This is a genomic window from Pseudomonas sp. GW456-12-10-14-LB2 (genome assembly GCF_002884345.1).
Lineage (GTDB): Bacteria > Pseudomonadota > Gammaproteobacteria > Pseudomonadales > Pseudomonadaceae > Aquipseudomonas > Aquipseudomonas paraglycinae.
Genome location: NZ_POHV01000014.1, coordinates 1 through 19,915 on the forward strand (window position 1 = coordinate 1; position 19,915 = coordinate 19,915).

General features: G+C 60.2%; 23 protein-coding genes. 15 read left to right on the top strand and 8 right to left on the bottom strand.

All coding sequences use genetic code 11. The features are described 5' to 3' along the window. The first annotated feature begins 67 nt into the window (after nt 1–67). Nucleotides 68–685, top strand: a complete 618-nt coding sequence (locus C1X29_RS11630; protein ID WP_085605448.1) for a TPM domain-containing protein — start codon at nt 68–70, stop codon at nt 683–685. Between the two features lie 326 nt (nt 686–1,011). After that, the gene (locus C1X29_RS11635; protein WP_102685893.1) at nt 1,012–2,244 is read left to right on the top strand and encodes an SAM-dependent methyltransferase; all 1,233 of its coding nucleotides are present in this window, start codon (nt 1,012–1,014) and stop codon (nt 2,242–2,244) included. Here C1X29_RS11635 and C1X29_RS11640 read toward each other — a convergent pair. After that, the gene (locus C1X29_RS11640; protein WP_085747260.1) at nt 2,234–3,148 is read right to left on the bottom strand and encodes a DMT family transporter; all 915 of its coding nucleotides are present in this window, start codon (nt 3,146–3,148) and stop codon (nt 2,234–2,236) included. The genes C1X29_RS11635 and C1X29_RS11640 overlap by 11 nt on opposite strands. Before the next feature lie 169 nt (nt 3,149–3,317). Between C1X29_RS11640 and C1X29_RS11645 the strand changes: the two genes are divergently transcribed. Together C1X29_RS11645 and C1X29_RS11650 are read left to right on the top strand one after the other, a co-directional pair. Next, a complete protein-coding gene (locus tag C1X29_RS11645) occupies nt 3,318–3,899 on the top strand; it encodes a DJ-1/PfpI family protein (RefSeq protein WP_007957909.1) in 582 nt (193 codons plus the stop codon). Nucleotides 3,900–3,923: 24 nt separating this feature from the next. Further along, nucleotides 3,924–4,268, top strand: coding sequence for a YegP family protein (locus tag C1X29_RS11650; RefSeq protein ID WP_102717488.1), 345 nt, complete (start codon nt 3,924–3,926; stop codon nt 4,266–4,268). A gap of 61 nt (nt 4,269–4,329) precedes the next feature. Here C1X29_RS11650 and C1X29_RS11655 read toward each other — a convergent pair whose 3' ends face one another. Then, entirely contained in the window at nt 4,330–5,211 is an 882-nt protein-coding gene (locus C1X29_RS11655; RefSeq protein WP_102717489.1) for a dihydrodipicolinate synthase family protein, read from the bottom strand. A gap of 26 nt (nt 5,212–5,237) precedes the next feature. Continuing rightward, nucleotides 5,238–6,020 (bottom strand): aldolase, encoded by a 783-nt coding sequence (locus C1X29_RS11660; RefSeq protein ID WP_007957912.1) that lies wholly within the window; start codon nt 6,018–6,020, stop codon nt 5,238–5,240. Between the two features lie 108 nt (nt 6,021–6,128). Here C1X29_RS11660 and C1X29_RS11665 point away from each other — a divergent pair, with 108 nt between their 5' ends. Beyond that, a complete protein-coding gene (locus C1X29_RS11665; protein WP_085747256.1) occupies nt 6,129–6,671 on the top strand; it encodes a helix-turn-helix domain-containing protein in 543 nt (180 codons plus the stop codon). On the opposite strand, the gene C1X29_RS11670 is transcribed toward C1X29_RS11665, so the two are convergent. Further along, a complete protein-coding gene (locus C1X29_RS11670) occupies nt 6,672–7,691 on the bottom strand; it encodes a DUF4917 family protein (protein WP_102717490.1) in 1,020 nt (339 codons plus the stop codon). Nucleotides 7,692–7,846: 155 nt separating this feature from the next. On the opposite strand from C1X29_RS11670, the gene yiaY reads away from it, so the two are divergent. Then, nucleotides 7,847–8,995, top strand: coding sequence for an L-threonine dehydrogenase (gene yiaY / locus C1X29_RS11675; protein WP_102685897.1), 1,149 nt, complete (start codon nt 7,847–7,849; stop codon nt 8,993–8,995). On the opposite strand, the gene C1X29_RS11680 is transcribed toward yiaY, so the two are convergent. From C1X29_RS11680 to C1X29_RS11690, 3 genes are all read right to left on the bottom strand, one after another. Next, a complete protein-coding gene (locus tag C1X29_RS11680; RefSeq protein WP_102717491.1) occupies nt 8,992–10,158 on the bottom strand; it encodes an MFS transporter in 1,167 nt (388 codons plus the stop codon). The genes yiaY and C1X29_RS11680 overlap by 4 nt on opposite strands. Nucleotides 10,159–10,175: 17 nt before the next feature. Further along, on the bottom strand, nt 10,176–11,411 hold the full coding sequence (locus C1X29_RS11685; RefSeq protein WP_102717492.1) for an aminotransferase class I/II-fold pyridoxal phosphate-dependent enzyme: 1,236 nt from the start codon (nt 11,409–11,411) through the stop codon (nt 10,176–10,178). A 209-nt stretch (nt 11,412–11,620) separates the two neighbouring features. Continuing rightward, entirely contained in the window at nt 11,621–12,109 is a 489-nt protein-coding gene (locus C1X29_RS11690) for a DMT family transporter (RefSeq protein WP_102717493.1), read from the bottom strand. A 78-nt stretch (nt 12,110–12,187) separates the two neighbouring features. On the opposite strand from C1X29_RS11690, the gene C1X29_RS11695 reads away from it, so the two are divergent. From C1X29_RS11695 to C1X29_RS11730, 8 genes are all read left to right on the top strand, one after another. Continuing rightward, nucleotides 12,188–13,099, top strand: a complete 912-nt coding sequence (locus C1X29_RS11695; RefSeq protein WP_173940187.1) for a LysR family transcriptional regulator — start codon at nt 12,188–12,190, stop codon at nt 13,097–13,099. A gap of 20 nt (nt 13,100–13,119) precedes the next feature. Beyond that, nucleotides 13,120–13,857 carry a hypothetical protein gene (locus tag C1X29_RS11700; protein ID WP_102717495.1) on the top strand — a complete coding sequence of 246 codons (738 nt, stop codon included), beginning with the start codon at nt 13,120–13,122 and terminating at the stop codon, nt 13,855–13,857. A gap of 35 nt (nt 13,858–13,892) precedes the next feature. Further along, nucleotides 13,893–14,615: a hypothetical protein gene (locus C1X29_RS11705; RefSeq protein WP_102717496.1), complete on the top strand. Its 723-nt coding sequence runs from the start codon at nt 13,893–13,895 to the stop codon at nt 14,613–14,615. A 4-nt stretch (nt 14,616–14,619) separates the two neighbouring features. Continuing rightward, nucleotides 14,620–15,036, top strand: a complete 417-nt coding sequence (gene fos / locus C1X29_RS11710) for a fosfomycin resistance glutathione transferase (RefSeq protein ID WP_102717497.1) — start codon at nt 14,620–14,622, stop codon at nt 15,034–15,036. Between the two features lie 59 nt (nt 15,037–15,095). After that, a complete protein-coding gene (locus C1X29_RS11715; RefSeq protein ID WP_007957940.1) occupies nt 15,096–15,734 on the top strand; it encodes a LysE family translocator in 639 nt (212 codons plus the stop codon). A gap of 76 nt (nt 15,735–15,810) precedes the next feature. After that, entirely contained in the window at nt 15,811–17,160 is a 1,350-nt protein-coding gene (locus C1X29_RS11720; protein WP_102717498.1) for a bifunctional diguanylate cyclase/phosphodiesterase, read from the top strand. 118 nt (nt 17,161–17,278) lie between these two features. Then, nucleotides 17,279–17,434 carry a KGG domain-containing protein gene (locus tag C1X29_RS11725; protein WP_077045875.1) on the top strand — a complete coding sequence of 52 codons (156 nt, stop codon included), beginning with the start codon at nt 17,279–17,281 and terminating at the stop codon, nt 17,432–17,434. 75 nt (nt 17,435–17,509) lie between these two features. Then, the gene (locus tag C1X29_RS11730) at nt 17,510–18,010 is read left to right on the top strand and encodes a DUF4142 domain-containing protein (RefSeq protein WP_102685906.1); all 501 of its coding nucleotides are present in this window, start codon (nt 17,510–17,512) and stop codon (nt 18,008–18,010) included. Nucleotides 18,011–18,058: 48 nt separating this feature from the next. Here the strand turns inward: C1X29_RS11730 and C1X29_RS11735 are convergent, their stop codons facing one another. Next, nucleotides 18,059–18,469, bottom strand: coding sequence for a low affinity iron permease family protein (locus tag C1X29_RS11735; protein WP_007957945.1), 411 nt, complete (start codon nt 18,467–18,469; stop codon nt 18,059–18,061). Nucleotides 18,470–18,692: 223 nt separating this feature from the next. On the opposite strand from C1X29_RS11735, the gene C1X29_RS11740 reads away from it, so the two are divergent. Beyond that, entirely contained in the window at nt 18,693–19,778 is a 1,086-nt protein-coding gene (locus C1X29_RS11740) for a type I restriction endonuclease (RefSeq protein WP_102717499.1), read from the top strand. Nucleotides 19,779–19,915 lie beyond the last annotated feature (137 nt).

Genomic DNA, 19,915 nt, shown 5'->3' on the forward strand with positions numbered 1-19,915 from the left:
GGCAGTTTCGGCGGGGGCGGGTCCTCCGGCGGCTGGTGATAACAATAATGAGCAGGCACTTCACGACATGGCATTACTGACTGAACACGAACAACGCAAGGTCGCCGAGGCCATCGCCCGGGTCGAGCGCGACACCGACGCCGAACTGGTGACGGTGCTCGCGGCCCGCGCCGACGACTACGCGTACATCCCGCTGCTGTGGGCCAGTCTGCTGGCGCTGGTGGTGCCGGGGATCGTGCATTACCTGACGGGCTGGCTGACGATGCACAGCCTGTTGCTGGTGCAGTGGGTCAGTTTTGTCGTGCTGTGCCTGGTGTTTCGCCTGCCCAAGGTCACCACTCATCTGATCCCGCGCCACGTTCGGCACTGGCGCGCCTCGAACCTGGCGCGTCGGCAGTTTCTCGAACAGAACCTGCATCACACGGTGGGCAGCACCGGCATGCTGATTTTTGTCTGCGAGGCGGAGCGCTACGTGGAAATTCTGGTGGATGAAGGGATTTCCAAAAAGCTGGATAACAAGAGCTGGGACTCGATTGTCGCGGCGTTTACCGAGCAGGTACGGCAGGGGCAGACGTTGCAGGGCTTCGTCACTTGTATCGAGGCGTGCGGCGAGTTGCTCAAGGTGCATGTGCCAGTGACGCAGGTCAGGAATGAGTTGCCCAATCGCTTGGTGGTGTTGGGGTAGTTTCGGCAGTGTTGTAAGACTTGATATCGCAGCCCTCACCCCAGCCCTCCCGAAACGTCGGACCGCCCGGAGGGAGAGGGAGCCGATTGGGGGATATTGAGGAGATACACCGACTTGAACGATTGGCGTTGAATCCATAATCGACTCGATATTTCAGGTCGATGGATAGCGAAAGACATCTCGGTCGGCTCCCTCTCCCTCCGGGAGAGGGCTGGGGTGAGGGCCGCTTTTAAACGCCGTTCGGTAAATAAGAGCGTGTCCCCAACCCCCATCCCCCCTAAACTAGCGTCCATTCCCGATTTGCCCGTCCGAGGCCGCTTTTTCCCATGTCCGTTACCGCTCCTTCCGCATCTGCCAAACCGGCGCCCGATCACCACGCCCGGTTCATCGAGCTGCTGCAAACCAGCCTCGAACAGAACGGCTTCATCAAACTGGTGCTGGCCAAGTACGTCGGCGAAGAAGCGGATCTGCAGCGGATCATCATCAAGCCTGTGACGGTCAAGGCGCAGCCGTGCCTGTCGTTCGTTTATCGCTACAAGACCCGCGACATCACCAAGAACCTGCCGCTGGACGAAGCGGTGGCGACGATTGCCGGGCTGCTGCCGGCGGCGTTCAAAAATGCGCATTTGCTGGCGTTGACTGACGAAGCCCAGCTCGAATACAGCAAAAAGGGCAAGAGCTCGCTGTTCATGAGCAAACCCCAGCAATTGCGCGAAGTGCCGTCCGCCGAGCACAACCGCGAGAAAAATCGCTTCCTCGATCTGAACCGGCCGTTCCTCAAGGATCTGGGCGTGACCAACGCCCAGCACGAGCTGATTCCGGCGATGTCGCGCAAGTGGAAGCAGATCAACAAGTTCATCGAAGTCTTCAGCCACGCGCTGACCTCGTCGCCGCTGGCCCTGGACAAACCGGTGCGGGTGGCGGATTTCGGTTCGGGCAAGGGTTATCTGACGTTCGCCATCCATGACTATCTGCGCAACACGTTGAAGGCCGAGGGCGAAGTCACTGGCGTCGAGCTGCGCGAAGAAATGGTCAACCTGTGCAACACCGCCGCCGCGAAGCTGGAACACCCGGGGCTGGTGTTCAAATGCGGTGATGTGCGCAGCGTGGCGCCGAGCGAGCTGGACGTGATGATCGCCCTGCATGCCTGCGACATCGCCACCGACTACGCGATCCACACCGGCATCCGTTCCGGCGCCTCGATCATCATGTGCTCGCCGTGCTGCCACAAACAGATCCGCTTGCAGATCCAGAGCCCGGCGCTGCTCAAGCCGATGCTGCAATACGGCTTGCACCTGGGCCAGCAGGCGGAAATGGTTACCGACAGCTTGCGTGCGCTGTTCCTTGAAGCCTGCGGTTACGAGACCAAGGTGTTCGAGTTCATCTCGCTGGACCACACCAACAAGAACAAGATGATCCTCGCCGTGAAGCGCGCCGAGCCGGTGGACCCGACTCAGCTGCTGGTGAAGATTCAGGAATTGAAAGCGTTCTACCAGATCAGCGAGCACTGCCTCGAAACCCTGCTGCTCGCCGATGGCCTGCTGAAGCTCAAGGCTTGAGCTGAACCCCCGCCGGTAACGTGCCCGGTTGAGCCGGGCGCACCGCGGTCTTGCGCCCGAGCATCACCGTCGCGATCACCCCGCAGGCGAACAGCCAGGTGATCGGCTCCACGTGTTCCCCAAAGAACAGTGCGGAAAACGCGATGGTGAAGAAGATCTGCAGCAACTGGATCTGACTGACCCGGGCAATGCCCCCCATGGCCAGCCCGGCGTACCAGGCGAAGAACCCCAGGAACTGCGAAAACAGCGCGACGTAGCCGAAGGCCCACCAGGTTTTCGCCGACACCGCGCCCTGATGCTGGAAAGCCAGATACAGCACCGGGCCGATCAGCAGCGGCGTCGACAGCACCAGCGCCCAGCAGATCACTTGCCAGCCGCCCATCTGGCGGGCAAGACGCCCGCCCTCGGCATAACCCAGACCGCCTACCGCGATCGCACCCAACATCAACAAATCCCCGGCCTGAATGCTGCCGGCACCGGTGTACAACGCATAACCCAGCACCAGCGCACTGCCCAACGCGGCGCAGGCCCAGAAGGCTTTCGACGGACGTTCATGGGACAGCCACGCGGCGTACAGCGCCACGCACAGCGGCTGCAAACCGTTGACCAGCGCGCCATGGGACGCCGGCAAGGTCTGCATGGCCCACGCCGACAGCACCGGGAAACCGAGAATCACCCCGGCGATCACCAGACTCAGGCCTTTGACTTGCTTCCAGGTCGGCCACTTTTCCCGTCGCCACAACAGTAGCGCCGCCGCCGGAATCGCCGCGAACAACGCACGGCCCAGGCCGTTGAGCAGCGGGTGCAGTTCCTGCACCACGATGCGGGTGAAGGGCAGGGTAAGGCTGAAAATCACCACGCCGAGCAGGCCGAGGGCCATGCCGGTGTTTTCGCGCGAAGACATGAGGGCAACCAGATTCGAGGGTGGCAGGGAGGTGTCTTCATCTAGCCACAAACCACGGCAATCGGCCTGTTACAGCTGAGCGCAGAGTTATCCATACAGTTTGCGAACGCCATCGCGGTCCTTGGGCTACTGTGAATATTCCTGCGCATTCACCAGAGGAGTCCTGTCCATGGCCGCGAAAAAGATTCTGATGCTGGTCGGCGATTACGTCGAAGACTACGAAGTGATGGTGCCGTTCCAGGCCCTGCAAATGGTCGGTCACACCGTGCACGCCGTGTGCCCGGATAAAGCCGCCGGCAAGACCGTGCGCACCGCGATCCACGATTTCGAAGGCGACCAGACCTACAGCGAAAAGCCCGGTCACCAGTTCGCCCTGAACTTCGATTTCGCCAAGGTCGATGCCAAGGATTACGACGCACTGCTGGTGCCCGGTGGGCGTGCGCCGGAATACCTGCGGCTGAATGAAAAAGTCCTCGAACTGGTGCGAGCTTTCGATAAGGCCGGCAAGCCGATTGCCGCTGTCTGTCACGGCGCGCAACTGCTGGCGGCGGCGGGGATTCTCGAAGGTCGCGAGTGCAGCGCCTATCCGGCCTGCGCCCCGGAAGTCCGGCTGGCTGGCGGCACCTACATCGACATCCCGGTCACGGACGGCCATGTCCAGGGCAACCTGGCCACCGCGCCCGCCTGGCCGGCGCACCCGAAATGGCTGGCCGGTTTCCTTGGTTTGCTTGGGACTAAAATCACCCTGTGACACCTCGAAAAGGAGAAAAACAGCATGTCCGGATGGTACGAAATCAGTAAAAGCAGCAACGGCCAGTACAGGTTCGTGCTGAAAGCGGCGAATGCAGAAACCATTCTGACCAGCGAGCTGTACACCACCCGCACGGCCGCCGAAAACGGCATTGCCTCGGTGCAGACCAACAGCCTGCTGGATGACCGCTACGAGAAAAAATCGACGAAGGACGGCCATCCTTACTTCAACCTCAAGGCGGCCAATCACCAGATCATCGGCAGCAGCGAATCCTATTCATCGGACGCGGCGTGTGCCAAAGGCATCGCCAGCGTCAAGACCAACGGGCCGTCCAAAGTGATCAAGGACAAGACACTGCCGGTGCTTTGAATCCAACACAAAACCCTGTGGGAGCAAGCTCGCTCCCACAGGGTTGGTATGTACCTTGAAATCAGCTCAGGCTTTTGAGAATGGCCTGCAACTGATTACGCCCGGCTTCGCTCAGCGGGAACACCGGCAAGCGTGGATCGCCGACTTCCAGGTCGGTCAGTCGCAGACCGGCCTTGATCGTCGCCGGCAAACCGCCCTTGAGGATGAAGTCCAGCAGCGGCAACTGGCGGTAGAACAGCTCCCGCGCCTTGCCGAGATCCCCTGCCAGTGTGGCTTCGTACAAATCCAGGTTGAGCTGCGGGATCAGGTTCGGTGCCGCCGTGCACCAGCCTTTGGCCCCAGCAGCGAAGGCTTCCAGCGCCAGCGGGTTGCAGCCGTTGTAGAACGGCACCCGGCCTTCGCCCAGCAGTTGCAGCTTGTGCATGCGCTGGATGTCGCCGGTGCTCTCCTTGACCATGGTCACGTTTTCCACGCCGTTGACGATACGCAGGATCAGCTCCACCGACATGTCGGTGCCGCTGGTGGCCGGGTTGTTGTAGAGCATGATCGGCACGCCGATGCTGTCGCCGATGGCGCGGTAGTGGGCGAGGATTTCCGCCTCGGTGAGTTTCCAGTAGGACGTCGGCAGCACCATCACCACGTCGGCGCCGTGGGCTTCGGCGAAGCGTGCGCGGCGCACCGCTTTGGCGGTGGTCAGGTCGGACACGCTGACCACGGTCGGCACGCGTTTGGCGACGTGCTTGATGCTGAATTCGGCGACCTGGTCCCACTCCGCATCGCTCAGGTAGGCGCCTTCGCCGGTGCTGCCCAGTGGCGCAATGGCGTGGACGCCGCCGGCGATCAGACGGTCGATGGAGCGGCTGAGGGCCGGCAGGTCAACGCCTTCGCCGTTGGCGCCGAACGGGGTGATGGTGTAGCCGATGATGCCGTGAATATTGGACATGAGAGTGCTCCGCAAGGATGAGGTGTTCAGTTCAGGCAATCGGCGTGCTGACGCAGGTTCTGCCGGGCGTAGTAGTTGAAGGCTGCGGCGTGGCGCTTGGGTTTCGACACCCAGTCATGCGCCTCGCGACCCAGCTCGGGGATGATCGGCTTGATCGTCCCGGCGGCCATTGCCAGCAATTGCAGTTTGGCGGCGCGCTCGATCAGTTGCGCGATGACGCAGGCTTCCTCGATGGTCGTGCCGGTGGACAGTTGACCGTGATGGGAAAGCAGGATCGCCCGTTTGTCGCCCAAGGCCCCGGCAATCAACTCGCCTTCTTCGTTGCCCACCGGCACACCCGGCCAGCCTTCAAGGAACGCGCAATCGTCGTACAGCGGGCACAGGTCCATGTGGGAAATCTGCAGCGGCACTTCCAGCATCGACAGCGCGGCAATGTGCGTCGGGTGAGTGTGGATGATGCAGTTCACGTCCGGCCGGGCGCGGTACACCCAGCTGTGGAAACGGTTGGCCGGGTTGGCCATGCCGTGGCCTTCGAGCACTTCCAGGTCTTCGTTGACCAGCAGCAGATTGCTCGCGGTGATTTCGTCGAAACCCAGGCCCAGTTGCTGAGTGTAGTAAGTGCCCGGCTGCGGGCCACGGGCGGTGATCTGCCCGGCGAGGCCCGAATCGTGGCCGTTCTCGAACAGGATCCGGCAGGTCAGGGCCAGCTTTTGCCGGTCTGTCCACGTATTATCCGCCAGGCTTTTTTGCATCTGGGTCAGCGCTTGCTTGACCAGTTCGTCTTTGGGTAGTGCTAATGTCTTCGCCATATCCGTGTCCTGTGATGGTTGCCATGGATGACACTTAAGAGGCTATATGACACTTTGTGTCATTGGCAAGGACAAATCGTCTTTCCTTTGCTGGATTAATCGCTTCGCATGTCTATCCGTTTGAAATTATTGAGAAAAAAACTTGGCGTAACCCTTGAGGCGCTGGCCGAGAAATCCGGCATGACCAAGAGTTACCTGTCGAAGGTCGAGCGCGGGTTGAACACGCCGTCGATTGCCGCCGCGCTGAAACTGGCCAAGGCGCTGAACGTGAAAGTCGAGGAGCTGTTCTCCGAAGACAACGTCAGCCTCGACAGCTACAGCCTGGTGCGCAGCCACGAACGCCAGTCGCTGGCGGCCAACGACCACAGCCCAGGCTACGCGGTGCTGGCTCATCAGGTCAGCGAGCGCAGCCTGCTGCCGTTTATCATTTACCCGCCGAGCGAATTCACCGACAAAACCTTCAAGGAACACTTGGGCGAGGAGTTTCTGTTCGTCCACGAAGGTCGAGTCGAAGTGGACTTCGTGAACGAACGGGTGCTGCTGGAGCGGGGCGATGCGCTGCACTTCAATGCGCAGAAACCCCATCGCATCCGCTCAGTGGGCGAGGTGCAGGCGCAGTTGCTGGTGGTGGTGCACAGCAGCGAGGAGTGATCAGACCTCGACCGGCACCGACAGCTTCGGATTCCCTAGCGCATGGCTCTTGGAATCAAAGAACCGCAATTCGACACCCGTGCCCTCGAACAGCTTCGCGTAGTGCCGCTTCTGGTGCTGGATGAACGCCGCGCTGCGCGGGTAGATCGAGATCGCCACGGTCTTCGGTTTCGCCAGACGCAGGGCGCGCACGAGGTGGTTGTCCTGCTCGCTGAGGGCGTGGCCGAAGATGCACAGGTTGTCGCCGTGACCGAGTAACTGGTCGTAGCAGAACGACAGGTAATCGGAACTGCGGATGGTCTTGAGCTTGTCGGCGCTCGGCCCTTCGTTGACGAACAGCGGCACGTCGTCGAGCGTCTTGATCGTGTTGTTGATCGCGAAACTGCCGAGCAGCGTGCCCTCGGTGGCGGTCAGTTTGCGCGCGGTGCCGTCCTGATTGCGCACCAGGTGCAGACCGCCGTGCAGGTACAGCAGACGCGGTTTTTCCGTGCTGCTTTCGCACAAATCGAAACTCGCATCGGGGCCGTTGAACAGGTCGTCGATCACCTCGCCCTGATGTTGCAGGGCCCAGTAATTGAGCAGGTCGTAGTTGGTGGTGAACACCGTGCGATAACGCGCCAGTTCGCTGTTCAGGGTCGCCAAAGTCGAGGCTTCGATCAGCCGCCACGGGATGTGCACCGCGTGCACGGTGTTGATCAGCGCTTCCTTGATCGCGTAGTAGCGGTTGCGCGGCGCGGCCGAGCTGACGGCCAAAGCCTTGTTGACCCGGCTGGTGGTTTTCAGCGCGCCGAGCACCTGCTCGAAGCTGCGCGTCTGCATCGCGTCGAACACGCTCAGTTCCGACGGGCTCAGGGGCTTCTCTTCCACCGTGCGGGCGTTTTCGAACAGCGAGTCGTAGCCGAAATCGTCCCACACCGCGCGACTGGCGCCGTTGCCCAGCAGCAGACCGCTGAAGTCGGTAGTGGCGCGCAACGCGTTCCAGTCTTCGAGGGTGGCGTCGACATCCAGAAAATCGCTCATTGCAGGGCACGTCTCAAAACAAAGGGGCAGATGGACGGCGACTTTATCACGAGCGGGCATTGAGCCAGATCAACATCCGCCGTGACCGATCGGTCGATCCTTTGCGCACCCGCCGAATTGCAAGCGTCGATTCGGCCCCAGCCAGGAGACGCGCCATGAGCAGCACCTTTTTCATTCCCGCGGTAAACATCATGGGCAGCGGCTGCCTCGACGAAGCAATGAATGCGATCCGCAACTACGGTTTTCGCAAGGCGCTGATCGTCACCGACGCCGGTCTGGCCAGGGCTGGCGTGGCGACCATGATTGCCGAGAAACTGGCGATGCAGGACATCGATTCAGTGATCTTCGACGGCGCCAAACCGAACCCGAGCATCGCCAACGTTGAGGCCGGGCTGGCGCTGCTCAAGGACAGCCACTGTGATTTCGTGGTGTCCCTCGGCGGCGGCTCGCCACACGACTGCGCCAAGGGCATCGCGTTGTGCGCCACCAACGGCGGGCAGATCCGTGACTACGAAGGCGTCGATCAATCGACCAAGCCGCAACTGCCGCTGATCGCCATCAACACCACCGCCGGCACGGCCAGCGAGATGACCCGGTTCTGCATCATCACCGACGAAACCCGCCACGTGAAAATGGCCATCGTCGACCGCAACGTCACGCCGCTGCTGTCGGTCAACGACCCGGCGCTGATGGTCGCCATGCCGAAAGGCCTGACCGCCGCCACCGGCATGGACGCACTGACCCATGCAATCGAAGCCTACGTTTCCACCGCCGCCAACCCGATCACCGACGCCTGCGCGCTGAAGGCCATGACCCTGATCAGCAACAACCTGCGTCTGGCCGTGCGCGACGGCAGCGACCTGGCCGCGCGGGAAAACATGGCGTACGCGCAGTTCCTCGCGGGCATGGCGTTCAACAATGCGTCCCTTGGCTACGTGCACGCGATGGCGCACCAGTTGGGCGGTTTCTACGATCTGCCTCACGGGGTGTGCAACGCGGTGTTGTTGCCGCATGTGCAGACGTTCAACGCGCTGGTCTGCGCCGACCGCCTCACTGACGTGGCCCACGCCATGGGCGCCGATATTCGCGGGTTCAGTCCGGAGGAGGGCGCAAAAGCCGCGATTGATGCGATCCGTTGTTTGGCTAGAGACGTGGAGATTCCCGGCGGCCTGCGTGATCTGGGCGCCAAGTGCACCGACATCCCGGTGCTCGCCGCCAACGCCCTGAAAGACGCCTGCGGCTTCACCAATCCGCGGGCGGCGGATCAGCGGCAGATCGAGGAGATTTTTCGCAGCGCGTTTTAAGCGGGCAGGCGAACGGGCGTGCCTCTCGTACAGAGCAGCGCGCCCATCGCCAGAATGCAGCACAGCAACGATAGCGGCCACGCTTGCGGACTGGCGAACAGGCTGGCCGCGGCGCCGATCAGCGCCGCCATCAATTGGTGGATAAACCCGCTCAGGGCCATTGCGTAGGCGCCGGCAATCGGCGCGCCATCGTTCGCCCGTGACAGGCTGATCGGATAGTTCAGCGACTGACCGAACACGGCGACGCAGTAAGGCAGCCAAAGCAGCCAGGCCATCGAGCTGGCCAACAGGCTGCCAGCCAGCATCACGCCAGTGCCGGCCATCACCAGCCCAACCCCCAGTGTCATCAACCGGTGCTGACCGGTACGCAGCACAAAGCGATTGACCGCCAGCGCCCCCAGAAAATATGCGGCGCTGATCGGCCAGCCCAGCAACCCATATTCAGTCGTCGACCAGTTGAACGGGCCTTGCAGAATCAACGGCACAGCGCTGTTGAACGCGATGATCACCCCATAACCCAGACCGCCCGCGAGCGCCGGCAGAAGAAACGCCCGATGGATCAGGATCGTTCGGTAGACCGCCCAGGGCGAAGCGGTTGTGGACGCTTCGACGAGTTTCGGAAAATTCAGGCGCGAGACAATCGCGGCCATCAACAGGCTGACCGCACCCAGCAGATAAAAGATCGCCTGCCAGCCCAGCGTCACCTGAATGAGCGAACCGGCGTATTGCCCGATCCCCAGCGCGACAACGAACGAAATCGAAATCCACGACAACGCCTTTGCCAGCAGATCCCCCCGAAAGCTGTCACGAATCAGCACCCGCGCCATCACCGAAATGCCGCTGGCGCCAATCCCCTGAATCAGTCGCAGCAGCAGGAACGATTCCAGCGTCGCACCCAGTGGCAGCGCCAGATTCGCCAGACCATAAATCCCCAGCGCCGCCAGCAGCACCGGTTTGCGGCCGATGCGCTGGGCCAGACTGCCCCAGAGCAGCATCGGCAGCGCCATGCCGATCAGGTACAGCGACAAGCCCCAGGCCACCTGCCGAGCATCGACCTGCAAATGTCCGGCGATCTGCGGCAGCGCCGGCAGGTAAATGCTCATGCCCAACTGGGCGAGGAACACGGTGGAGCAGGTGATAAGCAGAATGAGGCCGGGGTTCATAAGTCGTCCGTGAAGGTTCAGCGGTGGCGATCGCTACCGTGAGTCATTAACAGGTCGGTGATCAAATCACAGAAGTGGTGGATCAGTGTCGATTCCATGTCGGCGCGCAGCGTAACGCGGATCGCGGCTTTGCCCTGGGCTACCACCGGGAAAAACACGGCGCTGGTGAAAAAACCGTGTTCGGCCAGTTCAATGGCGATTCGATTGGCCAGGGCGGCGTCGCCACAGTTGATCAAGCGGATGGCCATGGAGCTGCCGTGCTGTTCGGTGCTCAAGAGGCTGTCGAACAGGCGAATATTGGCCTGGAGCCGAACCTGCAAGGCCCTCAGTTCTGCACTGCGATGCAGCTCGATCGACGCGAGGCCCGCACCAATGGCCGCGCAATTGAGGCTTTGCGACCAGTTGCTCGGCCCGCCGTAACGCTGGATCAATGTCTTCTGCCGCTGATTGCCGAGCATCACCAGACCGCCGCTCGCCCCGAACGATTTGGCCAGCGAAGCGACGATCAGGCAGTCCTCTTCCAGTGCCGGCATTCTTGGCCGTACAAGGCCGGCACCGTTGCTGCCCACCGCCGACAATGCGTGGGAGTCGTCCAGATAAAGAAACAGGCCATAACGTTCTTTCAGATACAGCAGGCCGTCCAGGTTGGCGACGCCGCCCATGCTGTAGGCACCGTCGGCGATATAGGCGACGGTTGTGTGGCGCTGGCACACCGATTCGAGAAAATCCATGTCGTTGTGAGGGCCGGTCAGTACCTGGGTTTCGTCGGCGCAACTGGCTTTCAGGTGATTCATCGAATAGTGGGCCAAGCGGTCGAACACCATCACCGGCGGACGGTTGTGCGTGAACACGCCACTGGCCAGCAGCGGCAGGATCCCGGCGCTCGCGGCGCTGCAGGACAGACTGCTCAGACACACCGCGCCAAACAATTGCGACAGCTCGTTTTCGTACTGATCGAGCAGTGCCAGCTTGCAGCGGTTTTTCGAATTGGCAACGCGCAGTGTCCCGGTTTCACGCAGCGCCGCGATGGCGCCTTCAAGCAGGGCAGGGTGGTGGTCGAGACCCAGATAGGAGGTGGTGCAGAAATGATGAAGTTGGCGCCCGTGCTGATCAAGCAAGTGATTGCAGCCTTTGACCTCGACGTTGAGTGCGGCGATTTTTCCGGCTTCGGCGGCCTCCCAATCGTGGTCTGCCAAAGCGATGACTTTGCGGTAATTGGAGAAAGTGTTGGCGGATTCCGTCAGGTGATTCATAGGCAGCTCTCCTTGAGCAGGGCAATCCATTGGGTGTTGCAAATTGTGTGTGTTGCCAGACTTTTCAGAGAGCTATGCAAGGTCAGAATCGGCTGCGTCCGATAGCATTGACGGCTGTTGGAGATTTACTTGTAGGGCGAAGCCTTGCCGGGCTGTGAAGCGATGAAATGCCCGACAAGTCCGGTGCTAGAGAGCCTACGCTTGAACCCTTATCCAACGGCTGTGGCGCTCTTTTCCAGCGTCGGGGAGAACTGGATCAACGCCACCCCCGCCATCAACAACACCGCGCCGAACAGGCGCGGCAACGTCAGATGTTTCTCCATCAGCCCGAACAGGCCGAAGTGATCCAGCACGATTGACGTGATCATTTGCCCGGCCAAAGCCAGCGCCAGAAATCCCGAAGCCCCCAGCTTCGGCAGCAACACCACCGCCAATGCGACGAAGCACACCCCGAACGCGCCGCCGGTCCACATCCACAACGGCAGCTTGCCGGCGAGGGCCAGCGACGGCAACGGTAGACGCAAGGCGACAATCACCGGCAACAGCACCAGCACGCTCACCACCAGCGAGGTCAGCGTCGCCCACAGCGGATGGCCCAACCCCCGCGCCAGATTGATGTTGATCGGACTCTGAAACGGCACCACCGCCCCGGCGAATACCGCCAGCAGCAGCAAACCGACCCACTGCATCGTTCCCATGATCGTTCTCCGGCAAGGTTTTGCTGGACTCTAGGGTATTCGTCGCGCAGATTTAAATTCTGTTTTGGTATCCGGAACATGCATCGAATGAATGATCTGCGCCGCATCGACCTCAACCTGCTGGTGATCCTCGACGCCTTGCTAAGCGAGCAGCACGTGACCCGCGCCGCCGAGCGCCTGCACCTGAGTCAACCGGCGGTCAGCCACGCGTTGGCGCGTCTGCGCGACTTGCTCGGTGATCCATTGTTGGTGCGTGCCGGTTCCGGGCTGGTGCCCACCGCGCGGGCGCTGGAGCTGGCGGCGCCGCTGGCCGAAATTCTGGCCCAGGTGCAATCGCTGCTGGCGCCGAACACCTTCGATCCGGCCAGTGCCCGTCGGACCTTTCGCCTCGCGATGTCGGACTACGGCGCGGCGATCATACTGCCCGGGCTGATTCGCACCTTGCGCGCGGAAGCGCCGGGCATCGATCTGCAGATCAGCCATGCGAGCCGCGAAGGCATGGTCGAAGGGCTGCTCAACGGCGACATCGACCTCGCCGCCGGCGTACTCCCCGAATTGCCGGGTGAACTGCGCAGCATGCCGCTGTTCAAGGAACGCTACGTGTGTTTGCTCGATCGCCACAGCCTGCCGGCCGACGGCCAGCTCGACCTGCCAACCTATCTCTCCCGTCCCCATGTCTTGCTGGAAATGCGCGGCAGCGGCACCCCGGAAATCGAACGCACCCTGACCGCCTTGCGCGAACGCCGTCGCGTCGCCATCAGCCTGCCGCACTGGAGCGTTGCGCCGCAGTTCATCAGTGGCACGGATCTGATCCTGACCGTCGCTTCGCGGGCGTTGAATGAGGTGGATGACCAATCGCTGATCGTCGTGCCGCCTCCGTTTGAAATTGCACCGTTCACGTTTGTATCGGCGTGGCACAAACGGCGGGGCGGGGATCAGGCGTTGAACTGGTTGAATCGACGGATTGAGCAGGGGATAGTGCGCGGCTGAAAAACATCAAGGAGCGGGGCGTGACAGTGAAGTCTGGGGTCGTTGGTTGGGTGGCGCTGTGTGGGGCGTTGATGGCGGGGCAGGTGTTGGCTGATTGTGTGCCTGCGCCGGTGATCGGTGATCTGGATTTCTCCGTGTGCAAGCAGTGGCCGGCGTATCCGGGGTTGAACATCAGCGCGGATGCGAAATTTGAACGCAGCTCCGTGCCGGGTGGCACCGGCACGAGCGGCACTTATGATTTCAATTTATCGGTCATTAAAAGCGACCAAACGGAACCGGTTGCCACTTATCACCAAGCCTCCGCTTTCTTCTCGGGTGGGGTGGCATTGCGAGATATCTCGCTCGATACCGCACGCTACAAACTCACCCCCGAGGCACGGGCCTTTGGCGTTCGCGTGCAATTCACCAATGCCTCTCGCCTCAACCCGCTTGAGGAAACGCACCTCTCTCTTTATGTGAGAGAGGGCGTTAAATTACGTCCCGTGCTCAGTCAATTAGTGGTTTATGAGTACGGCGGCGAATGGGACGGTGATTGCGCCGGCGAGCGATATGAGACGACCAGAACGGTAGAAATCGCCAAGACCAGCTCCCATGGTTATGCCGATCTGATCATCAAAACCAAGACGACAGGGACGACCAATGTCGTCGAAGGCGATACTTGTGAAGACAAAATCAGTGTCAGTAGTCCTGAACTGACAACCCTTCGCTACGACGGAAAATCGTACGTCTTGCCTAAAGGTTTCAAAGCCATCGAGTGATACAGAGCCAACGCGACTTATTTCAAGGAAGAACAATGCTCACTCCAACTCGACTTTTCATCGCTCTCGGATTGCTGGCCATCACCGGTCCAGCCCAGGCCCAGGTTTCCTGCGTCACCAAGGATTTCAGCGACCAGTCAATGGCACGTTGCAAGGCATGGCCGGCGTTCAAGGATCAGGCGATTGCCCTCAAATCCACCTACGTGCCGGATGCAGGTAGTGACGATGCCGGTGTGTTTGATCTGGATCTGGCGATCATCGACACCAGGAACTGGAAGACGCTGGCGACGTATGCGAAACCCGGTGCCTACAATTCCGATGCCATTCGTTTCACCGATCTGCTGGTCGATACCGCTCGCTATCGCCTGGCCCCGGATGTTCGCGCGTTCGGGCTGCGGTCAAAGTTCTCGCACAATTCAAGCGCCATCCCCTACGAAAAAACCGACCTGACACTCTATGTGCGCGAGGGTAATAAACTGCGCCCGGTACTTGATGGCCTGGTGGTCTACAAGAATAACGGTGAGTGGCTGGAAAACTGTGTGGGTGAAGGTCTGCAAATTCGCCGAACCGTGGAAATAGGCCCGGTCAGCCACAACGGCTATTCCGACCTGATCGTCACCTCAAGCGGCACGGCGATGAAAACCGTCAAGGCCGGCAAGGAATGCGTTTCTCAGGATTCCCCGCTGAAGAAAACCCAAATCACCCTGACCTACGACGGCAAGCAATACACCGTCCCCGAAGACCTCAGAGGTTACTGACCCGATGCTCACCGGCCTCAACCATCTGACCCTCGCCGTCACCGATCTGGATCGCAGCCTCGCGTTCTACCGCGACGTGCTGAAGCTGCGAGTCGAAGCCACGTGGGACGCCGGTGCCTATCTGTCGCTCCCGGGCCTGTGGTTGTGCCTGTCGCTCGATGCGCAACGCCAACCCGAGTCCGCCGCCGATTACACCCACTACGCCTTCAGCCTTGGCGCAGCGGATTTCCCGCTGTTTGTGCAACAGCTTCGCGCCGCCAACGTGGAGGAATGGCGTGACAACCGCAGCGAAGGCGCGTCGTTCTACTTCCTCGACCCGGACGGGCACAAACTCGAAGCCCACGTCGGCGATCTCGCCTCGCGACTGTCCGCGTGTCGGCAAAAGCCTTATGCGGGGATGCGTTTTTTCAACGAGTCGTGAATATTCACAAACCGCTGGGATAGACTGGCGGCCACGTTTTCCGGGACTTGCAGGTTTTCATGACTCCATCGTTGCTAATGGCCGTGCTGGCCTCGGGTTTCATTTACGGCATCACGCCGGGGCCGGGTGTGCTGGCGGTGTTCGGTATCGGCGCTGCGCGAGGACGACGGGCCGGGGCGGGGTTTCTGTGCGGGCATCTGCTGGGCGATGTGATCTGGTGCAGCACCGCGCTGATCGCGATTGTCGGCGCCCGGGAAATCGGCAGTACCGCGTTCGATGTGCTCGGCGTACTCAGCGGCCTGTACCTGTTCTGGCTCGGCTGGCGTGCGGTGCGGGCCAAGCGCAGTAATGGCGAGCAGCCGCAGGGTGCGGCGCGTCAGCCGTTCTGGCACGGTATCCTGTTCGGCCTGACCAACCCCAAGGCTTACCCGGTGGCGGTGGCGACCTTCACTGCGCTGCTGTCGAGCCGCGCCGAACTGCTCAACTGGTCGATGCTGCCGATGCTGATCGCTTTGAGTTTCCTCGGCGGATTGCTCGCCTACGCTATCCTCATTGGCATCGTCGGGGCGCGCCAGGTGCGTACGTTGTACCAGCGCCATGAACTGGCGATCACCCGATTGTGCGGGATCATGTTCATCGGTTTTGCCATCAACGCGCTGGTGCATGCGCTGCCGGGGTTGATGCCGAACAAGGCTTGAAATCGATCGCAGGATGCGAGGTCGGGGTCAGGGACGGTGGATAAGTGCTGCATTGTCCGGACACCTTTTCTGAACCATGAAAAGCCGAAATTCCGCGCCGCTGGCGAGTTACATCGATCTGTTGCTGGACGCCGTTTGCGCGGTCGACAGGCAAGGTCGTTTCGTTTTTGTCAGCGCGGCCTGCGAGCGGATTCTCGGCTACACGCCTGACGAACTGATCGGCCAGTCGATGATTGACTACGTCTACCCGGCCGACCGTGAGCGCACCCTGGCCGCCGCGAGCGACATCATGGGCGGCGAGCCCAAGCACAATTTCGAAAACCGCTACGTACGCAAGGACGGCAGCGTCGTGCACATTCTGTGGTCGGCGCGCTGGTCGGAGGTCGATCAACTGCGCATCGCCGTGGCCCGGGACATCACCGAACGCAAACTCGCCGAATCCCGTCAGGCGGCGTTGTACGCGATCTCCGAAGCGGCGCACGCGGCGGAGGATCTGCTGGCGCTGTTCAAGCGCATCCACCTGATCATCGGCGAGTGGCTGCCGGCGCTGAACTTCTCCGTGGCGCTGTACGACGAACATTGCGCGCAGCTGAATTTTCCCTATCACGTCGACGATGACGAGTTGCAACCGGAACAACCCGGCACCGTCACCGGGCGCCTGTGTGCGGAAGTAATCCGCAGCGGCCAGCCAATCCTGCTGACCCCGGATTGCCCCCACGCGCCGCCGGAGTTCGCCGCGCTGGTGGCCGGACAGCAATCGCCGTGCTGGCTCGGCGTGCCGCTGAGTTCGAAAGACCGCACGATTGGCGCGCTGATCGTCAAAAGCCTGCCCGGCGGCGAGCGTTATACCGAGCGCGACAAGGAACTGCTGCAATACGTCTGCGCCCAGGTCGCCACTGCCATCGAACGCCAGCAACTGCACGCCCGTCTTCGACGCATGGCGCAGTATGACCAACTGACCCAGTTGCCCAACCGCGAACTGCTGCGCGACCGGCTCAAGGCTGCGCTGAACCATGCGCGGGAACGGGCCGGGCACATGGCGCTGCTATACGTCGATCTGGATCGTTTCAAACAGGTCAACGACACCTTTGGCCATGGGGTCGGCGACATGCTGTTGCAGGCGGTGGCCAACCGGCTCAAGGGCTGCGTGCGCGAGACCGACACCGTGGCGCGGATCGGCGGCGACGAGTTCGTGGTGCTGTTGCACAGCGTCCACGCCGCCGACGATGCCGACAGTGTCGCGGAAAAAATCCGACAGGTACTGGTGCAACCCATGCGCCTGGACGGGCACAACCTGCACATCGAGCCGAGCATCGGCGTGGCCCGTTATCCCGAGCATGGCGATGAGGAACAGCAACTGTTTCGTCACGCCGATCAAGTGATGTACGCCGTCAAACGGCAGAATCATAAAAGGCTGGACAGCTGATTGGCGGTTCACCGTTCGTCGCGGCGACGGCAACTTTTCTAAACCTTTGGCAGTCAGGAAATTCTCAATCTAGGCGGGCACCTGCTCGCTTACGATCAATGCCAAGAGGTAGAGAATCATGCCTAACTCAAGAAACTCGAACTCGGGAAACTTCGCCAACGATCGAACGAAGGCGTCTGAAGCCGGTCGCAAAGGTGGGAAAACCACCACCACGACTGTCGACAAAGAGCCAAAAACCGACATGGGCCGCAAGCCTGCTCAGAAATCGAAGTAGTCGGCGAAGGTTGTTTTGATTGAGAGGCGGGGGCGCAAGCTCCCGCTTGAATCTGCACAGAAGGAGGGCGCGACCATGAGCCGGATGGCCACCCGAGTACGCCACATCAGTTTTGTCAGCCTGCTGGGGTTGTTCGCCAGCAGCGCTTTTGCCCAGTCGCCCGCCGACTTCATCAACGAGGCCTCGGCCAAAGGCATGGCCGACATCGAGGCCAGTCGTCTGGCGCACAGCAAGGCTGAATCCAAAGAGGTCAAGGATTACACCATCGTCGTCATCAACGACCGCACCACCGCCAACCAGCACCTGGCGAAAATCGCCAAGAAACTGGATCTCCCGGTGGCGCCACGCGAAGAAGTCGCCGACAAGGCCAAGGCGTTGATGCCGGAAGTCAAAGAAGGCGCCAGTTTCGATCAGGCCTACGCCGCCAGCCAGGTCAAAGCCACGGAAGAAGCCATCGAACAGATCCAGCAGGAAGCCCAGACCACCGACGTGCCGGAGATCAAGGCGTTTGCCGACGAGACCCTTCCGAAACTGCAGAGTCATCTGGAAATGGCCAAGGCCCTGGCCAGTCGCTAAATCCGCAGCAATAAAAAAACGGCGCTCATGGCGCCGTTTTTGCGTTCTTCAACAGTCGTTCAGATCCTGTTTCGGCTTGCTCTTGTCCCCAAGGCCTTCCAGGTCGAACACCTCGTTCTCGCCCATCGCCCGGTAATGCCGGCGCAGCGCTTCCAGCTGCTTGAGATCCAGCGACTCCAGCCCGAGCATCGCGTTCTGCGCCTCCTTGTTCACCCGCAGCAACTCATCGAGTTTCAAATGCAGGATATCGGTGTCGCGGTTCTGGGTGTTCTGGATCAGGAACACCATCAGGAACGTGATGATCGTGGTCGAGGTGTTGATGATCAGTTGCCAGGTGTCGTTGTAATCGAAAATCGGCCCGCTCAACCCCCAGAGCCCGATCAGAATCAACGCCCCCATGAACGTCTTGGGGCTGCCGGCCCAGAGGGCGAGCGTCTGGGAGATTTTTGCGAATTTCATGGCTGTGTTCCTTGTGGGGGCGCTTGAAATTCAGACATCGGAGGGGGGCGGAAAATTCTACTTACAGAGACTTGCTGTCTTTGAAACTTGATTGTTCCAGGTCACGGTTTTGAACGCTTTTGGAAGTGGGAACTTTCTTTGTGTGGGTTTGCGTCTAGGATCAAATGGCAGTCAATTTGCCAGCATGCGAGTGCACGGATAGAAACCCAGTCAGAGGCCGCTCATGGAATTCTTCGAAAAGTTAACCAGTCTTGCCGCCAAAGTCCGGTTGCAGAGCGCTGCAATCCAGACAGAAGAGGCGACAAAAAACGCGTTTGTCATGCCCTTCATCAGTACTGTTCTGGGTTACGACGTATTCGACCCGACAGAGGTGACGCCGGAATTTGTTTGCGATATCGGCACGAAGAAGGGCGAAAAAATCGATTACGCCATCATGAAAGAGGGCGAAGTGCAGATCCTCATCGAGTGCAAGAAAATCGGCGAGCCACTGCACATCAATCACGCCTCGCAGCTGTTCCGTTATTTCCACGTAACCAGCGCTCGAATCTCCATCCTCACCAACGGCCAGGTCTACAAGTTCTTCACTGACCTGGATGCGCCGAACAAGATGGATGAAAAACCCTTCCTTGAACTGGACCTTCTGGACATTGATGAATATTCGGTGCCAGAACTTATCAAGCTCACCAAGTCTGCGTTCGACGTTGATTCGATCATCAACGCGGCGGGTGAGCTGAAGTACGTAAGCCAGATCAAAAAAGTTATCGCCTCGCAAGTCAGCAAGCCGGATGACGATTTCGTCAAAGTGTTTGCTTCGCGAGTCTACGACGGAGTCATTACGCAGAAGGTGCGGGATCAGTTTCACGAACTGACGAGAAAAGCGGTCGTTCAATTTCTCAATGACCAGATCAATGACCGCCTCAAGTCAGCCATGAGTGGTGCGATCCAGCCTGCTCTGGCGTCTATTCCCGCTGCATCTGGTGGGACGGATCCGGTGGATCCCCGTGACGAGTCCGACGATAAGGTTTTGACCACTCTGGAGGAACTGGAGGGGTATCACATTGTTCGGGCGGTCGTTCGATCGATTGTCGATGCCAAACGAATCGTTCAGCGTGACACGCAGAGCTACTTTGGGATCCTGCTCGATGACAACAACCGAAAACCGATCTGTCGTCTGCACTTCAATCGTTCGCAGAAGTACATCGGCATTTTCGACGAGGAGAAAAACGAAACCCGCCATCCTATTAACTCCGTGGATGATATCTACGAGTATTCAGATCAGTTGAAAAAGACCGTGGGCTATTACGACTAGTGTGGGATTTTCCAAAGAACCGGCCATCGGCCGGTTTTTTTATGCAAGCGAAGTCCGCGAAAAAGGTGCTTGCCGCCGTCACGTCTTAAGTCGGATAGGGGATGCGCAGGGAGTCGATGTATCGTAGCGAACCACTG

Coding starts and splice junctions, on each gene's coding strand:
- C1X29_RS11650 (WP_102717488.1), top strand. CDS start 3,924: ATGTCCGGATGGTACGAAATCAGTAAAAGCAGCAACGGCCAGTACAGG.
- C1X29_RS11660 (WP_007957912.1), bottom strand. CDS start 6,020: ATGGCGAAGACATTAGCACTACCCAAAGACGAACTGGTCAAGCAAGCG.
- C1X29_RS11655 (WP_102717489.1), bottom strand. CDS start 5,211: ATGTCCAATATTCACGGCATCATCGGCTACACCATCACCCCGTTCGGC.
- C1X29_RS11740 (WP_102717499.1), top strand. CDS start 18,693: ATGGAATTCTTCGAAAAGTTAACCAGTCTTGCCGCCAAAGTCCGGTTG.
- C1X29_RS11640 (WP_085747260.1), bottom strand. CDS start 3,148: ATGTCTTCGCGCGAAAACACCGGCATGGCCCTCGGCCTGCTCGGCGTG.
- C1X29_RS11645 (WP_007957909.1), top strand. CDS start 3,318: ATGGCCGCGAAAAAGATTCTGATGCTGGTCGGCGATTACGTCGAAGAC.
- C1X29_RS11695 (WP_173940187.1), top strand. CDS start 12,188: ATGCATCGAATGAATGATCTGCGCCGCATCGACCTCAACCTGCTGGTG.
- C1X29_RS11720 (WP_102717498.1), top strand. CDS start 15,811: ATGAAAAGCCGAAATTCCGCGCCGCTGGCGAGTTACATCGATCTGTTG.
- C1X29_RS11690 (WP_102717493.1), bottom strand. CDS start 12,109: ATGGGAACGATGCAGTGGGTCGGTTTGCTGCTGCTGGCGGTATTCGCC.
- C1X29_RS11715 (WP_007957940.1), top strand. CDS start 15,096: ATGACTCCATCGTTGCTAATGGCCGTGCTGGCCTCGGGTTTCATTTAC.
- C1X29_RS11705 (WP_102717496.1), top strand. CDS start 13,893: ATGCTCACTCCAACTCGACTTTTCATCGCTCTCGGATTGCTGGCCATC.
- C1X29_RS11735 (WP_007957945.1), bottom strand. CDS start 18,469: ATGAAATTCGCAAAAATCTCCCAGACGCTCGCCCTCTGGGCCGGCAGC.
- C1X29_RS11730 (WP_102685906.1), top strand. CDS start 17,510: ATGAGCCGGATGGCCACCCGAGTACGCCACATCAGTTTTGTCAGCCTG.
- yiaY (WP_102685897.1), top strand. CDS start 7,847: ATGAGCAGCACCTTTTTCATTCCCGCGGTAAACATCATGGGCAGCGGC.
- fos (WP_102717497.1), top strand. CDS start 14,620: ATGCTCACCGGCCTCAACCATCTGACCCTCGCCGTCACCGATCTGGAT.
- C1X29_RS11670 (WP_102717490.1), bottom strand. CDS start 7,691: ATGAGCGATTTTCTGGATGTCGACGCCACCCTCGAAGACTGGAACGCG.
- C1X29_RS11725 (WP_077045875.1), top strand. CDS start 17,279: ATGCCTAACTCAAGAAACTCGAACTCGGGAAACTTCGCCAACGATCGA.
- C1X29_RS11685 (WP_102717492.1), bottom strand. CDS start 11,411: ATGAATCACCTGACGGAATCCGCCAACACTTTCTCCAATTACCGCAAA.
- C1X29_RS11665 (WP_085747256.1), top strand. CDS start 6,129: ATGTCTATCCGTTTGAAATTATTGAGAAAAAAACTTGGCGTAACCCTT.
- C1X29_RS11680 (WP_102717491.1), bottom strand. CDS start 10,158: ATGAACCCCGGCCTCATTCTGCTTATCACCTGCTCCACCGTGTTCCTC.
- C1X29_RS11635 (WP_102685893.1), top strand. CDS start 1,012: ATGTCCGTTACCGCTCCTTCCGCATCTGCCAAACCGGCGCCCGATCAC.
- C1X29_RS11630 (WP_085605448.1), top strand. CDS start 68: ATGGCATTACTGACTGAACACGAACAACGCAAGGTCGCCGAGGCCATC.